The following is a 14,452-nucleotide window of genomic DNA, read 5'->3' as shown; positions in this document are numbered from 1 at the left end:
AGTGCGTCGCAGAGGGACGAGCGGGTCCACCAGCCGTGGGCAGGAGGTGGCGACAGTCCTTGTCGGCTGCCCATTTTCGGAGATTCCCATGGACATCGGCCTCGGCCTGCCCATCAACGACCCCGCTCACCTGCTCACGTGGGCCCGGCGGGCGGAGCCCGCCGGCTTCGACTCGCTGGCGCTGCTCGACCGTCTCGCCTACGACAACCCCGAACCGCTGGTCGCGCTCTCGGTCCTGGCCGGCGCCACCACCCGGATCCGTCTGCAGACCGAGGTCCTGCTCGGGCCCCTGCGGGCGACCGCGCTCCTCGCCAAGCAGGTCGCGACCCTGGACCGGATGTCCGGCGGACGCTTCGTGCTCGGCATCGGGGTCGGCGGGCGGGACGACGACCACGCCGCCGCCGGCACGCCGATCACCCAGCGCGGCCGCCTTCTGGACGAGCAGCTCACCGCCCTCCGCGCGATCTGGCGCGGCGAGCCCTACGCCGGCACCGGCATCGGTCCGCGTCCGTCCGCCCCCGGCGGACCGCCGATCCTCATCGGCGGGTTCGCCCCCGCGGCCCTCCGCCGGGTCGCGCGCCACGGCGACGGCTTCCTGTGCGCGGCCCCGCTGGCCTGGGCCGGCCCGCTGGTGGACGCGGTCCGGGCCGACTGGGACGCCGCCGGACGTGCGGGCCGGCCACGCCTGGTCGGGCAGATCAACACCGCGATCGGGCCGGCCGGCACCGTGGACCGGGCCCGTCGGGCGATCGCCGACTACTACGCGTTCACCGGCCGGCCCGGCTGGGGCGAGCCCCTGACCGATCCGGGCGAGATCGCCGACATGGTCGCCGCCTACCGCGCGTTCGGCGCCGACGAACTCGTCTTCTACTGCTACGGCGACGACGTCGACCAGATCGAGCGGCTCGCGCTCATCGTCAGTCGTACCAGTGAATGAGAGGCACGCTGGTCTGACCGACGTCCTGGCCGCGTTGCGCGCGGATCTGGACCTGGTCACCGATCGCGTCTTCGATGCGATGAGTTCGCGCATTCCGCTGATGGATTCGCTTCCCGACGACGTCGTCGCGGACGTCCACGCGAAAATGGCCGGAACCGTTGACCTTGCGCTGAACCACATGGTGGCCGATACGCCGTTGGCCGGCCTGACCGCGCGGGTCCGCGGTATCGCGGTCGAACGGGGCAACGCCGGAATACCGATGGAAGTGACTATTCTCGCCCACGAGATAGCCGCCGAAGTCCTCACCGAAATGGGAATCGAACGGCTCGCGGCCGGCGGAATACTCGATTCCACATTGCTGAGTCACCTCATTCGGCGAGCGATGCGCGTCCTGCAAGCCGTCGCCGACCTGACCGCCCGGGCCCAGCGCAGCGGGGTCGACGTCCGCTTCCGCTGGGCCGCGGCCGCGCCCGTCGGCGTGGGTCCGACGGCGGGGAGCGACTCGACCGCGCTCCGGCTCCGCCGCCGGTACCCGGCGGCGCTGATCGGCGAGGTCGACGGCTGGGCGGTGATCCTGTCGGCCGCGCCGCTGGACGACCTGCCCCCGGGATCGGGGACGGCCGGGACCGCCGGGGCCGGAGGCGCCGGGGCCGGGCTGCGGCGGGCGATCGGGGGCGCCGCAGTGGCGGCCCACCTGGGGGTGAGCAGCATGGACGGCGTCGCGGCCGCGCCGTTCCGCGCGCTGCTCTCGCTCGATCCGGCCGACCGCGACGACTTCGTCCGGAGCACGCTCGGCCCGCTGGGCCGGACCCCGACCGACGACGACCTGACCGCGACGCTCGTCTGCTACCTCGGTGCCGGCCGGCGCCGCTCGGCGATGGCCCGCCTCCTGCACGTCCATCGCCACACGCTCGATCGCCGGCTCGCGCAGATCGATCAGCTGCTCCCGGTCGAGCTGGACGACCCGTCCGAACGTCTCCGGGTGGAGCTCGCGCTCTTCCTGCTGGGCCGACACCCGACCGGCGCTCAGCCGAAGTAGCCGAGCCGGCGGCTGATCTCCTCGCCGGTGCCCACGACGACCGGCGCGATCTCGTGCAGCCGCTCCTCCGGGCACCGGTACGCCGGCCCGGACGCGCTGACCGCGGCGACCACGGTGCCGTTGGCGTCCCGCACCGGGGCCGCCACCGCGTTCAGACCGATCTCGTACTCCTCGACGGTCACCGCGTAGCCGCGCTCCAGAGCGTCGGCCAGTTGTTCTTCGAGGGCGGAGACCGACACGATCGTGGCCGGGGTGTACGCGGCCAGGTCGCCGGACGCGTACGCGGCCCGGCGGTCGGCCGCCGACAGCGCGGAGAGCAGCACCTTCCCGCTCGACGTGGCGTGCAGCGGGGTGAGCTGGCCGACCCAGTTGTGGGTCGTGACCGTCGCCCGGCCGCGGACCTGGTCGACGTTGACCGCGTAGTGCTCGCGCAGTACGGCCAGGTTCACGGTCTCGCCGACCGCGGCCGCGAGCTGTTCGCAGGCGGGCCGGCCCTGCTGGACGACGTCGAGCCGCGCGGACACGGCCCCGGCCAGCCGGACGACGCCGAAGCCGAGGCGGTACTTGCCCCGGTCGGCGGTCTGCTCGACCATGCTGCGGTCTTCGAGCGTCTCGAGCAACCGGAACGCGGTCGACTTGTGGACACCGAGCTCGCCGGCGACCTCGCTGACCCCGGCTTCGCCGCGCCGGGCCAGGATCTCCAGAACGCTGACCGCGCGGTCGACCGATTGCACACCGGCCGGCGCAGGCGGAACGACCTCTTCCGAAAGGCGCTCACTGTTCCGCATGACGCAACTCTAGGTCGTCCACAGGCCGAACGCCGGTTCTTGACCCGCGAAAATCGCCCGGCCAGACTGTTGCCGAGCAATCAACACGGTTCGCCTGGCGCAACGATGCCCCTTCGTGAGAGAGGCGGTGACGGGTGCCCGGCCTGTTCATCGACGGAATCTGGAGTCCCGGTTCCGGCGGCAAAGACGACGTACTCAACCCGTTCGACGGCAGCACGGTCGCGCAGGTCGATCTGGCCGACGCGTCCGACGTCGGTCGGGCGGTCACCGCGGCCCGGCGCGCGTTCGACGCCGGTGGCTGGGCGAACACCCCGGTCGGTGACCGGGCGGCGATCCTCACCAAGGTCGCCGACCTGCTGGCCCGCGACAAGGACGACATCGCCCGCCTGGAGACGCTCGACACCGGCAAGACGCTGCTCGAGTCGGGGCTCGACGTCGACGACGTGATCTCGGTCTTCCGCTACTACGCGGGCATCGCGGGCAGCGACCCCGGGCGGCTCGTCGACGCCGGGCAGTCCACCGTGGTCAGCCGCATCGTCTACGAGCCGGTCGGCGTCTGCGCGCTGATCACGCCGTGGAACTATCCGCTGCTGCAGATCTCCTGGAAGGTCGCACCGGCCCTGGCGGCCGGCAACACCGTGGTCGTCAAGCCCAGCGAGGTCACGCCGCTGACGACGATCCGGCTGGTCGAGCTGCTGGTCGAGGCCGGGGTGCCGGACGGCGTCGTCAACCTCGTGCTCGGCGCCGGGCCGGTCGGCGGCGCGCTGGTCGAGCACCCCGAGGTCGACCTGGTGTCGTTCACCGGGGGCGTCGCCACCGGGAAGCGGATCCTCAAGGCCGCCGCCGACACGGTCAAGCGGGTCACGGTCGAGCTCGGCGGCAAGAACCCGAACATCGTGTTCGCCGACAGCGACTTCGACACGATCGTCGACTACGCGCTGACCGCGGTGTTCCTCCACTCCGGGCAGGTCTGCTCGGCCGGCGCCCGGCTGCTGGTCGAGGCGTCGATCCACGACGACGTGGTCGCCGAGGTCGCGGCCCGGGCCGAGCGGATCGTCGTCGGCAACGGGCTCGACCCGTCGTCGGAGACCGGTCCGCTGGTGTCGGCCGCGCACCGCGACAAGGTCGAGGCCTACGTGGCCGCAGGTCTGGCCGAGGGCGCGACGCTGGTCGCCGGCGGACGCCGCCCGGACGATCCCGCGCTCGCCAACGGCTACTTCTACCGCCCGACGGTGTTCGACGGGTGCCGGGCCGACATGCGCATCGTCCGGGAGGAGACGTTCGGGCCGCTGCTCACCGTCGAGACGTTCGAGACCGAGGCCGAGGCGCTGGCCCTGGCCAACGACACCAAGTACGGGCTGGCCGGCGCGGTGTGGACCACGGACGCGGCGCGCGCCGAGCGGATGGCCCGGGGCATCCGGGCGGGCACGGTCTGGATCAACGACTACCACCCGTACGTGCCGCAGGCCGAGTGGGGCGGGTACAAGCAGTCCGGCAACGGGCGTGAGCTCGGCCCCACCGGGCTGGCCGAGTACCGCGAGGCGAAACACATCTGGCAGAACACCGCCCCCGCCCCGCTCCGCTGGTTCAAGGGCTGAGCATGGAGTTCGACTACGTCGTCGTGGGTGGCGGCAGCGCGGGGTGCGTCGTGGCGGCGCGCCTGTCCGAGGATCCGAACGTCACCGTGTGCCTGCTCGAGGCGGGCCCCACCGACGTCGACGACCAGAAGATCCTGCGGCTGACCGACTGGATGTTCCTGCTGGAGTCCGGGTACGACTGGGACTACCTGGTCGAGCCCCAGGAGCGCGGCAACAGCTTCCTGCGCCACTCGCGGGCCCGGGTGCTCGGCGGGTGCTCGTCCCACAACTCGTGCATCGCGTTCTGGCCGCCGGCCGAGGATCTCGCCGCCTGGGACCTGCCCGGGTGGACGTTCGGCGAGGTCCGGCCGCTGCTGGAACGGCTCGAGGTGAACCTGCGGACGATTCCGCCCAAGGACCCGTGCGGCGTCGCGGTGCTGGAGGCGGCGGCCCAGGCCGGGTTGCCGACCGTCGAGTTCACGAACGGCTCGACGGCGGTGAACGGGGCCGGCTGGTTCCAGATCAACGCCGACGACGACGGGACGCGCAGCTCGGCGTCGCACGCGTATCTCCACCCGATCCTCGGGGCGCGCCCGAACCTGACCGTCGTCACCGACGCCTGGGCCTCGAAGGTGCTGATCCGGGACGGGCGGGCCACCGGCGTCGAGTACCTCGCCGCCGACCGCGTGCACCGCCTCACGGTGGACGCCCGGCGCGAGGTCGTCGTCTCGTGCGGAGCGATCGACACCCCGAAGCTGCTGATGCTCTCGGGCATCGGCCCGGCCGAGCATTTGCGCGAGGTCGGGGTCGACGTCCTGGTCGACTCCCCCGGCGTCGGCGCGAATCTCGACGACCACGTCGAGGGCCTGGTGATGTGGGAAGCCGCCGCGCCGATGGTCACCGAGTCGACCCAGTGGTGGGAGATCGGCCTGTTCACGGCCACCGTTCCCGGGCTCGACCGGCCCGACCTGATGATGCACTACGGCTCGGTGCCGTTCGACCTGAACACCGTGCGGCACGGCTACCCGACCACCGAGAACGGCTTCTGCCTGACCCCGAACGTCACCCGGGGCCGGTCGCGGGGCACCGTGCGGCTGCGGTCGCGGGACTTCCGCGACAAGGCCCGCGTCGATCCGCGGTACTTCACCGACCCCGACGGCGAGGACGAGCGGGTGATGCTGGCCGGGCTGCGGCTGGCCCGGACGATCGCCGCGCAACCGGCGCTGGCCGGCTGGGTCGCCCGCGAGCTGGCACCCGGGCCCGACGCGGTCACCGACGACGAGCTGCTGGACTACGTCCACAAGACGCACAACACCGTCTACCACCCGTCGTGCACGGCCCAGATGGGCCGGGACGCGTCCTCGGTGCTCGACCCGCAGCTGCGCGTCCGCGGGGTCGAGGGCCTGCGGGTGGCGGACGCGTCGGTCATGCCGTCGCTGACGACGGTCAACCCGAACCTGACCGTGATGATGATCGGCGAACGCTGCGCCGACCTGATCCGTTCACACTGGAAGAACTGACGACGGGACGGGGGCGCTGTGGCCGGGCCGGTGTTCATCAGCTACAGCCGCAGCGACCGCCCGTACGTCCAGCGGCTCGCCGAGTTCCTGGCGGCCGCACGCCCTCGTCGTCGTCCTCACGCCGGCCGCCGCGGAGTCGGAGTGGGTACTCGACGAGGCGCTGACCTTCAGCGCCGACGGCGCGACACTGGCCAGCGGCAGCCACGACGAGGCGATCCGGCTCTGGGAGGTCGCTACCGGCCGCCCCATCGGCGTCCCGCTGACCGGCCACACCGGCCCGGTGCCCGCGGTGGCGTTCAGCCCGGACGGACGGACCCTGGTCAGCTGCAGCCGGGACCGCACCGTGCGCCTGTGGGACACCGCCACCGGTCACCCGATCGGCGTCCCGTTCACCGGCCACACCGCGTCGGTGGCCGCCGTCGCGTTCAGCCCCGACGGCACGCTCGTCGCGTCCGCCGGCCGGGACGGGACGGCCCGCCTCTCGGACGCCGAGACCGGTCACCCGGTCGGCCACCCGCTGGTCGGCTGCACCGACGCGGTGGTCTCCGTCGCGTTCCATCCGGACGGGACGCTGCTCGCGTCCGCGAGCCGGGACCGGACCGTCCGGCTCTGGAGCACGGCCACCGGACGGCCGGTGGGTCACCCACTCACCGGCCACACCGGCCCGGTGTCGTCGGTGGCGTTCAGCCCGGACGGCAAGCTCCTCGTCTCCACCGGCGACGACAGCCGGGACACCACGCTACGGATCTGGACTCTCGCCACCGGGCAGCACCGTCCGCTCAGCGGTCACCCGCACGGGGAGTACCGGGCGTCGTTCAGCCCCGACGGCTCGGTCGTGGCCAGCGCCGGGCGCGACAAGACCGTGCGGTTCTGGGATCCGGCCCGCGGCCGGGCGCTCGGCGAACCGCTGGCCGGGCATTCGGGCGGGGTCTTCACCGCGGTGTTCGGCCCGGCCGACGACCTCCTGGCCACGAGCAGCGTCGACAAGACCGTGCGGCTCTGGCACCTGGCCGCGTGATCGGCTCGGGCCGCTTCCGTCGGGGCGGCCGGGGCCGCCGGGCCCGTCGTGGCGGCCGGGCCGCCGGGCCCGTCGTGGCGGCCGGGCCGCCGGGGCCGCCGGGGCGGCTCAGAAGCGGGAGGTGGCCAGGCGGGCGGGCTCGGCCAGGGCGGGGCAGGCGGCCAGCGGCGGCGGGGGCGGGGCCTCGGCCAGGCGGGCCAGCTCCGCCGCCGGTCCGGGCCGGCCGTAGAGCCAGCCCTGCCCGGCCGAGCATCCGTGGGCGATCAGCGCCGCCGCCTGATACGGCTCCTCGATCCCCTCGGCGACCGTGCTCATCCCCAGCGCCTGGGCCAGCGCGACGATAGCGGTGATCACCGGGGCCACCGCGGTGTCGGGGCGCAGCGCGTTCACGAACGCCCGATCGATCTTCAGGATGTCGACCGGCAACCGGTCGAGACGGCTCAGCGACGAGTACCCGGTGCCGAAGTCGTCCACCGCGATCCGCACCCCGTCGGCCCGCAACGCCTCCAGCGCGGCCAGCGCCACCGGGGCGTCCGCCTCGAGCATGCTCTCGGTGACCTCGAGCACCAGCCGACGGGGCGGCAGCCCGGTGTCGGCCAGGATCCGCCGGACGTCGGGCACGAACTCCAGGTCGTGCAGCTGCCGCCCGGAGACGTTGACCGAGATCCGCGGGTTCTCGGCCCAGTCCCAGGTCGCGGCCTCCTCGCAGGCCGCGCGCAGCACCCAGCGGCCCAGGTCGAGGATGAACCCCGACTCCTCGGCGAGCGGGATGAACTCGATCGGCGGGATCGTCCCGCGCTCCGGGTGGGTCCAGCGCACCAGCGCCTCGGCCCCGACGACGACGCCGCTGGCCAGGTCGACGATCGGCTGATAGACGACCAGGAACTCGCCGGCCGGCAGCGCGTCGACCATCTCCCGGCTCTGCGCGCCGCTGTGCACGTCGACGAACGTCCGCGACCGGCCCGACAGCTTCGCCTGCTGCAGCGCCGCGTCGGCCCGACCCAGCAGCACCGAGGCCGAGTCGCCGGCCCGCCACTCGGCGACGCCCGCCGAGCAGGTCCGGTCCTCCGGGAGCAGCGCCCGCAGCCCGTCGATGATCACCGCGCCCTCGGCCGCGGCCACCCCGGGCAGGACGACGCCGAACTCGTCGCCGCCGGAGCGGGCCAGCAGCGCGTCGGCCGGGAGCACGTGCCGCCAGGCCTGGCCGGTCAGCCGCAGCAGCCGGTCGGCCTGGGCGGTGCCGAGGAGCTCGTTGACCCGCCGGAAGCTGTCCAGGTCGAGGAACGCCACGGTCACCGGCGTCGCGTCCCGCCGGGCGGCGTCCAAGGCCTGATCGACGGCGCGTTGCAGGCCGCGACGGTTGGGCAGGCCGGTCAGCGTGTCGGCCTCGGCCTCGGTCGCCTCGCGGACGAGCCACCCGATGATGACCGCCACCACCGCGTTGGTGGCGAGCAGCGGGAGCACGACGTCACGCGGGAGCCCGGTCCACGCGAGCTCGCCGCCGACCAGCGAGATCGCGATCGCGACCTGGTAGATCAGCCCCACCGCCCAGCTGAAGAAGAACATCGTGAACAGCGACGCGAGCGGGTAGATCGTGGCGTACGCGAGCGCGTGCCCCTCGTCCTGCGAGAGCCAGACGACGAGCGTGATGAACGCCACCGCGGTGCTGATGACCAGGTGGAACGCCCATCGGGGCCAGCGACGGCCGGTCAGCAGGACGATCGCTCCGGCGGTGGCCGAGGCGATACCGAGTGCGCACTCCCCGATCGCGTCGGCCAGGTCCTCGCCGAGCACGGCGACGATCACCGCGACCAGTCCGGCCGTGACGTAGCTGGACCCGGCCACGATCGACATCAGCCGGGGCGTCGCGACGACGGGTGCCTGCCACCAGCCGGCCGGTCCGCGCAGCGCGAGAAACCATCGGAGTGGCATCCGGCTCCTCTCCGCGCCTCCGGGCAGACGTCCGCTCAGTTTTATCGGCGCTGGTCACCGGGTTCTGAGTAGTACTGCTCAGCGGGCCTGGGCTGATCGGACCGCGTCCGCCGTCGTGTTCTGCGCGATCGTGACGCGCATGACCAGCAGCTTCGACACCGAACTGGCGCGCGCTGAGGCCGCGCTGGCGGCCGCCGCGCGGAATTTCGCCGAGGCCGACGGGCGCGTGCGGGTGGCACGGGCCGCGCACGCCGAGGCGCGGGCTGCTCAGGCAGCGGCGCAGGCCGCGCAGGCGGCGGCCGAGCGTTGGGCCGCGGACGCGTATCGGGCCTGGTCGGGGGCGACGGAGCACCGAGCCCAGCTGCTGTCGGTTCGTGGGTTGGCCGGCGGGGCGGCGAGCGGGTTGACGGGCCGGGGCGCGGGCGGGTCAGCGGGGCGGGACGCGAGCGGGCCGGTGGGTCGGGCTGCTGGAGGGCCGGCGCACCGGGCCGGGGGCGGGTTGGCGGACCGGCCCGCAGGCGGGCCTGCGGACTGGGCCGGGAGCGGGTTGGCGCGCTGGGCTGCGGGCGGGCTGGCGGGCCGGGTGGCGAGCGGGGCAGCGGGCCGGGTGGCGAGCGGGGCAGCGGGCCGGCCGGCCGCTCCCCCGGTCTGGGCGCCGGTGGCGGGCGAGTCGGCTCGGCCGGAGACCTCGGCGCGGTCGGTGCAGGCCGTGCTCCTCGGGCTCGGAGGGATGCTGCTGGCCGTCGCCGCAGTGGTGTTCACCGTGGTCGCGTGGGGTGCGTTCGGGATCGGTGGGCGGGCGGTGATCCTCGGGGTGATCACGGCCGGCGTGTTCGCGGCGCCCGCGGTCCTCCGCCGGTTCGGTCTCGCCTCGACCGCGGAGACGCTCGCGCTGCTCGGTCTGGTGCTGCTGCTGTTGGACGGGTACGCGGTGCGGCACGTCGGTCTGGTACCCGGGTCGTCGAGCTACGCCGGGATCGTGGTCGGGGTGACGGCGCTGGTCGCGCTCGGGTATCCGTTCTTGGTCCCGGTGGCCTCGTTGAGGCCGGCCGGGGTGGTGTTCGTGCACGTGTCCGCCGTGCTGCTGACGGTCCCTCACGCGGACAGCGCCGGGAAGTGGGCCGGGGTCTTGGTTCTCCTGGTGGCCGGGGACTTGGGCCTGCTGGCGTGGGGGCGACTCGCGGCCGCGCGGGAGGCGGCCGGGCTCGGGGCGGCCGGGAGCGTCGCAGCCGGGCCGGGGGTGGCTGGGCGAATCGCGGCTTTGGTGTGCGGTGGGGTCGCATGGGTGGCGGCAGTGGGATGCGGGCTGGTGGCGGTGTGGACCGGCGGGGTCGGGAACACGGTTCTCGGGGAGCTGTCGCTGGTGGCGTTGGCCGCGGCGGGGGTGGTGGCGGCTGAATTGGTGGCGGGCCTGCGGCAGACCGAGGCCGCACGGGATACGGCAGGGCCCCCGAGGCCGGCGGCGGAGCCGGGCGCGGCAGCGCAGCCGAGCCCGGCAGTTCGATCGAGCGCGGCGACGCAGCCGGGCGTGGTGAGGCCGGATGCGAGCGCTCAGCCCGGCACGGGCGGGCAGTCCGGCGCGGGGGAGGCGCAGCCGGGCGCGGGGGCGGCGCAGCCCGGCGCGGAGGCGACGCGGTCGAGCGCGGACACAGGAGCGGCGCAGGCAAGCGCAGGCACAGAACCGGCGCAGGCAGGCGCAGGCGCGGAATCCGGCGCGCGAGCAGCGCGGGCGGGCGGGCGGGTGCAATCCGGCGCGGGGCCGGCGTGGCTGAACGCGGGGATGGTGCGGTCAGAGGCTGGCGGGACCGCCGCGCACGCCGGAGTGAAGATCGCGCGGGCGGTGGCGGGCGGGGTGGCCTTGCTGCTGGTGTGGGCCGGGGTCGCGTCGGGGTGGGTGCGGTTCGGGCCGGAGGCGTGGGGGCTGGCGGGGGTCGCGGTCGCGGTGCTCGGGTGCGCGGTCGCGGCCCGCGGGGCTCGCGGAGCGTGGCGGACCGGGGCCGGCGCGGTGGGTGCGGCGCTGGCCAGTGCCGTCGGCGTAATTCCGGGGGCGGCGGTCGGGTTCACGCTGGTCGTGCCGTTGACGGATCCGGACCTGATGTGGGGCGCCTCGGCGGGCCGGGCCGTGTGGGGGTATGCCGGGCGGCCCGGGTGGGGGACGGTCGTGGCGCTGGTGGCGGTATTGGCCGCGTTCGGGGTGGTCGTCGGCGGGTTCGACCGCCTCGGTCGTGGGCTCGGGCTCGGGCTCGGGCTCGCCGCGGTCGGTGCGGGCGGTGTCGCGGTGCTCGGGCCGGTCGTGGCTGGGGCGCCGATCTGGGTCGTCGTCGTCACCGCCGGTGCGATTGCGCTAGTCGCGACTGTCCTGGGGTCGAGGGCGCGGGCTTGGGTCGGTGGGCCGGTCGGGAGGGTGCTGATGTTCGGGCTCGGCGGGGGGCTGGGGGCCTATGCGCTGGTGGTGGCGCTGGCTTCCCGGGGGTTGACCCTGGGAGTGCTCGGCGTGGCCGCGGCCGGGTGTGGGGTGCTCTCGTGGCGGGCGGTCGGCGGGCTGCGGCAGGCGGTGTTCGCCGGGATCGCGCTCGGGGCGGCCGTTGGGGAGGCCGGGGCGGTGGCGACCGCGCTCACATCCGGTGGGTCCGGATGGGTGGGCGGGAGCGGTCCGGCCGGGGTTGGGTTCGGGCTGGCCGGGTTGCTGGCGCTCTCCGTTGCGGCCGGGGTTCGGCGGGCTCGGCCGCTGACCGCGGCGGTCGCGGCGACGATCGCCGCCGTGGCCGGGTACGGCGGGGCGGCGCTCACGGCGGTCGACCCCATTCGCGGTGTGCTGACCGTCGACCGTCCCGTGCTGGCCCTGCTCGCCCTGGGCGCCGCCGTTCTCGCGGTGGCCGCCACCCGGCTCGCCGGGCCGCGTGGCCCGGTCAGCGGAACCGCGGCCGGGCTGCCGGGGCTGCTCGTCGCGGCCGTGGTGCTGGCTCCGGCGGCGCTGGCGACCGTGTTCGCGCCGTTCGGGTGGGTCGCCGCGGTCTGGGACGGTGCTCCGGCCGACGCCTCTCGCCTGGCGCCCTGGGTGGTGTTTCCGGGTGGGGTGCTGGAGCCGATCGCGACTCTGGCCGCCGGGGTGCTGGCTTTCGGAGTGCGGTGGGACGGCTCCCTCCGGGCGGCGCTGCGGTATGCGGTCCCGGCGTCGGCGCTCGGGGTCGCCGAGTTCGGGCCTGCTCTGCATGCGCCCTGGCCGGTCTCGCTCGGGGTGCTGCTGGTGCTCGCCACCGTCGGTGCCTCCGCGGCCGCTCCGGCCTCTGCGGTCGCGCCGGCCTCTGCGGTCGCGCCGGCCGTCGTGGCGTTCGTTTCCGGGGCGACGGCGGTGGCCTGGTCGTTGGCGGACCGTGCGGCCACGCTCGCCGTGCTCGGGGCCTTGCTCCTCGTTGCCCTCACCGCGATCGTTCTCGCCTCCGCTCCGCTCCCCCGACTTGTTGCCGCCGCTACCTCGGCGACTGCCGCCGTCGCGCTCGCGGTCGCGATCGGCGCTGCCTCGGGCGTGCCCACGGCCTATCTACTTCTCGGGGTCGCCACCGCGTCGACCATCCCCGGCCTGACCGCCGCTCCCCGGTTGGTCACCGCGACGCTCGACGTCGGTGCCGTCGTCGCCGGTGCGCTCGCCGTCCTCACCGCGGCGGCCGCCGAGGCCCTCGCCGGCCCGGCCGCCGGCTCGTTCCCGGCCGGCCCGAACGCGTTCGGCGATGCTCATGCTCAGCCGATCCTCGCCCTGACCCTCACCCTCCTCGCGATCCCCCTCGGCCTCGCCGCCCTCCGATCCGCCGCCCGGCCCACTGTTCCCCGGGCCATGCCCGCACCCGCCCTCTACGCGATCCCCGTCGTCGAACTGCTCGCGGTCTGGGCCTGGCTGGCCCGCTCCGGCGTCACCGCCGCCGAGGCCTACACGCTCCCGGCCGCGGTCCTGGCCGGCGCGTTCGGACTCTTCCTCCTCCGCCGCCGACCGGCGGTCTCGTCCTGGGTCGCGCTCGGCCCGGCGCTGGCCGTCGCCGCGGTCCCCACCGGCGCGATCGCCCTGTCCGACGGCGTCCTCGGGCTCCGCCTCCTGCTGCTCGGCTGCGCCGCGCTCGCGACGACGCTCGCGGGCGCGGCGGCCCGCCGGCAGGCTCCGTTCGTCGCCGGGGCGTCGATCCTGACGCTCGTCGCGGCCCGCGCGCTCGCACCGATCCTCCCTGCGCTCGCCGACGCGGTCCCGACCTGGGTGCCGCTCTCGCTCGCCGGGCTCCTGCTCGTCGTGGTCGGCGCCACCTACGAACAACGCCGGTCCGACGCCTCCCGCTTCACGTCGTTCGTCCGCGGGATGCGTTAGCGGAAACGCTCCAGCAGCGACGTCACACAGGCCGTGCCGAACTCCACCGCCGACGCCGGGATCCGCTCGTCCACCCCGTGCACCAGCTTCGTGAACGTCATCGAGGCGGGCAGCGTCATCGGCGTGAACCCGTACGTCTGGATGCCGAGCCGGGCGAAGAACCGGCCGTCGGTGGAGGCCGGCATGAGCATCGGGACCGGCTTGGCCAGCGGATCGTGATCGCGCAGCACGGATGCCAGCGTGTCGAACAGTCCGAGGTTCGGCTCGAGCTCGACCGGGTCGTGCCGCACGACGCTCAGCTCCACATCGTCCCCCAAGAAGGCGTGGAGCTCAGCGAGGAAATCCTGCGGGCGGAAGCCCGGCAGCAACCGTCCGTCGAGGTCGAGGACGGCCTCGGTCGGCCGGACGTTGATCGCGCCGCCGGAGGCGGACACGATGTTCGGCGTGGCCGTGTGGTGGAACAGCGGCGCGAGCGTGAGGCCGGTCTCGCCGGCCGCGCCGAGCAGACGGTCGGTCAGCGCGGGACGCAGCAGCAGACGGGCCGCCTGCGCGGCCGGAGCGGGCAACTCCGCCGCCATCGCCGAGATCATCGTCCGGACGACCGGCGTGACGTGCACCGGCAGGTGCTGCCGGTCGAGCGTGCGCAGCACGGTGGCCAGCCGGGCCGTCACGCCGCCCGGCCGGGCCAGCGACCCGTGGCCACCCGGAGCCCGCAACACCGCACGCACCCAGCAGATCTGCTTCTCGGCGACCTGCACCGGGTAGAACCGCCGTCCGGCGATCTCCATCGTGAAGCCGCCGAACTCGCCGATCGCGTAGCGCACGCCCTCGAACAGCTCGGGCCGGTTCTCGACCAGGTACTTCGCGCCCCGCTCGCCGCCGGCCTCCTCGTCGGCCAGCAGCGCCAGGATGACGTCGCCGGGCGGGGTGCGGCCCGCGTCCAGCATCCGCAGGAGACCGACCAGCATCATGACGACGCCGCTCTTCATGTCCAGGGCGCCGCGGCCCCAGACGAACCCGTCGATCAGGTCGCCGGAGAACGGCGGGTGCGTCCAGCCGTGGTCGCTCACCGGGACGACGTCGAGGTGACCCTGCATCAGCAGCGGAGGGGCCTCGCCCCGGCCCGGCACCCTGGCGACGAGGTTCTCGCCGACGACGGTCGTCGTCACCCCGCCGTCGCGGAGGAGCCCGCCGAGGTACTCGACCAGCGCGGACTCGTTGCCGGGCGGGTTCGTCGTGTCGACCCGGATCAACCGCCGCAACAGCTCCACCGGCTCGGGCACCATGCCC

The 14,452-nt window shown here is 74.5% G+C and carries 10 protein-coding genes; 6 read left to right on the top strand and 4 right to left on the bottom strand.

Going from position 1 to position 14,452, the window contains the following annotated elements; translation table 11 throughout:
* Window positions 1-88 precede the first annotated feature (88 nt).
* Window positions 89-937: an LLM class flavin-dependent oxidoreductase gene (locus FL583_RS32380; RefSeq protein WP_142708687.1), complete on the top strand. Its 849-nt coding sequence runs from the start codon at window positions 89-91 to the stop codon at window positions 935-937.
* On the opposite strand, the gene FL583_RS32375 is transcribed toward FL583_RS32380, so the two are convergent.
* The gene (locus FL583_RS32375; protein WP_142708686.1) at window positions 918-1,334 is read right to left on the bottom strand and encodes a hypothetical protein; all 417 of its coding nucleotides are present in this window, start codon (window positions 1,332-1,334) and stop codon (window positions 918-920) included. The genes FL583_RS32380 and FL583_RS32375 overlap by 20 nt on opposite strands.
* On the opposite strand from FL583_RS32375, the gene FL583_RS32370 reads away from it, so the two are divergent.
* The gene (locus FL583_RS32370; RefSeq protein ID WP_142708685.1) at window positions 1,320-1,976 is read left to right on the top strand and encodes a helix-turn-helix domain-containing protein; all 657 of its coding nucleotides are present in this window, start codon (window positions 1,320-1,322) and stop codon (window positions 1,974-1,976) included. The two genes, FL583_RS32375 and FL583_RS32370, sit on opposite strands and share 15 nt — an antisense overlap.
* Here the strand turns inward: FL583_RS32370 and FL583_RS32365 are convergent.
* Entirely contained in the window at window positions 1,964-2,710 is a 747-nt protein-coding gene (locus tag FL583_RS32365; RefSeq protein ID WP_142708714.1) for an IclR family transcriptional regulator, read from the bottom strand. The genes FL583_RS32370 and FL583_RS32365 overlap by 13 nt on opposite strands.
* Before the next feature lie 188 nt (window positions 2,711-2,898).
* Between FL583_RS32365 and FL583_RS32360 the strand changes: the two genes are divergently transcribed.
* Genes FL583_RS32360 through FL583_RS32345 form a run of 3 tightly spaced genes read left to right on the top strand, consistent with a single transcriptional unit; the run spans window position 2,899 to window position 6,879 of the window.
* Window positions 2,899-4,362, top strand: coding sequence for an aldehyde dehydrogenase family protein (locus FL583_RS32360; protein ID WP_142708684.1), 1,464 nt, complete (start codon window positions 2,899-2,901; stop codon window positions 4,360-4,362).
* A 2-nt stretch (window positions 4,363-4,364) separates the two neighbouring features.
* Window positions 4,365-5,861, top strand: coding sequence for a GMC family oxidoreductase (locus FL583_RS32355; RefSeq protein WP_142708683.1), 1,497 nt, complete (start codon window positions 4,365-4,367; stop codon window positions 5,859-5,861).
* 16 nt (window positions 5,862-5,877) lie between these two features.
* Window positions 5,878-6,879: a WD40 repeat domain-containing protein gene (locus FL583_RS32345; RefSeq protein WP_420843225.1), complete on the top strand. Its 1,002-nt coding sequence runs from the start codon at window positions 5,878-5,880 to the stop codon at window positions 6,877-6,879.
* 108 nt (window positions 6,880-6,987) lie between these two features.
* On the opposite strand, the gene FL583_RS32340 is transcribed toward FL583_RS32345, so the two are convergent.
* Window positions 6,988-8,811 carry a putative bifunctional diguanylate cyclase/phosphodiesterase gene (locus FL583_RS32340; RefSeq protein ID WP_142708681.1) on the bottom strand — a complete coding sequence of 608 codons (1,824 nt, stop codon included), beginning with the start codon at window positions 8,809-8,811 and terminating at the stop codon, window positions 6,988-6,990.
* A 139-nt stretch (window positions 8,812-8,950) separates the two neighbouring features.
* Between FL583_RS32340 and FL583_RS32335 the strand changes: the two genes are divergently transcribed.
* Window positions 8,951-13,162 carry an SCO7613 C-terminal domain-containing membrane protein gene (locus FL583_RS32335; protein ID WP_142708680.1) on the top strand — a complete coding sequence of 1,404 codons (4,212 nt, stop codon included), beginning with the start codon at window positions 8,951-8,953 and terminating at the stop codon, window positions 13,160-13,162.
* Here FL583_RS32335 and FL583_RS32330 read toward each other — a convergent pair.
* Complete coding sequence (locus FL583_RS32330; protein ID WP_142708679.1) at window positions 13,159-14,448, bottom strand: M20/M25/M40 family metallo-hydrolase; 1,290 nt, start codon at window positions 14,446-14,448, stop codon at window positions 13,159-13,161. The genes FL583_RS32335 and FL583_RS32330 overlap by 4 nt on opposite strands.
* Window positions 14,449-14,452: the final 4 nt, after the last annotated feature.

The sequence above is a fragment of the Cryptosporangium phraense genome (assembly GCF_006912135.1).
In the GTDB taxonomy this organism is placed as follows: Bacteria; Actinomycetota; Actinomycetes; order Mycobacteriales; family Cryptosporangiaceae; genus Cryptosporangium; species Cryptosporangium phraense.
This window is presented reverse-complemented; position numbering and strand designations above follow the sequence as displayed.

Excerpts from the sequence above, each read along its gene's own strand:
- FL583_RS32340 (WP_142708681.1), bottom strand. The coding sequence starts at position 8,811 with ATGCCACTCCGATGGTTTCTCGCGCTGCGCGGACCGGCCGGCTGGTGG.
- FL583_RS32335 (WP_142708680.1), top strand. The coding sequence starts at position 8,951 with ATGACCAGCAGCTTCGACACCGAACTGGCGCGCGCTGAGGCCGCGCTG.
- FL583_RS32370 (WP_142708685.1), top strand. The coding sequence starts at position 1,320 with ATGCGCGTCCTGCAAGCCGTCGCCGACCTGACCGCCCGGGCCCAGCGC.
- FL583_RS32330 (WP_142708679.1), bottom strand. The coding sequence starts at position 14,448 with ATGGTGCCCGAGCCGGTGGAGCTGTTGCGGCGGTTGATCCGGGTCGAC.
- FL583_RS32380 (WP_142708687.1), top strand. The coding sequence starts at position 89 with ATGGACATCGGCCTCGGCCTGCCCATCAACGACCCCGCTCACCTGCTC.
- FL583_RS32355 (WP_142708683.1), top strand. The coding sequence starts at position 4,365 with ATGGAGTTCGACTACGTCGTCGTGGGTGGCGGCAGCGCGGGGTGCGTC.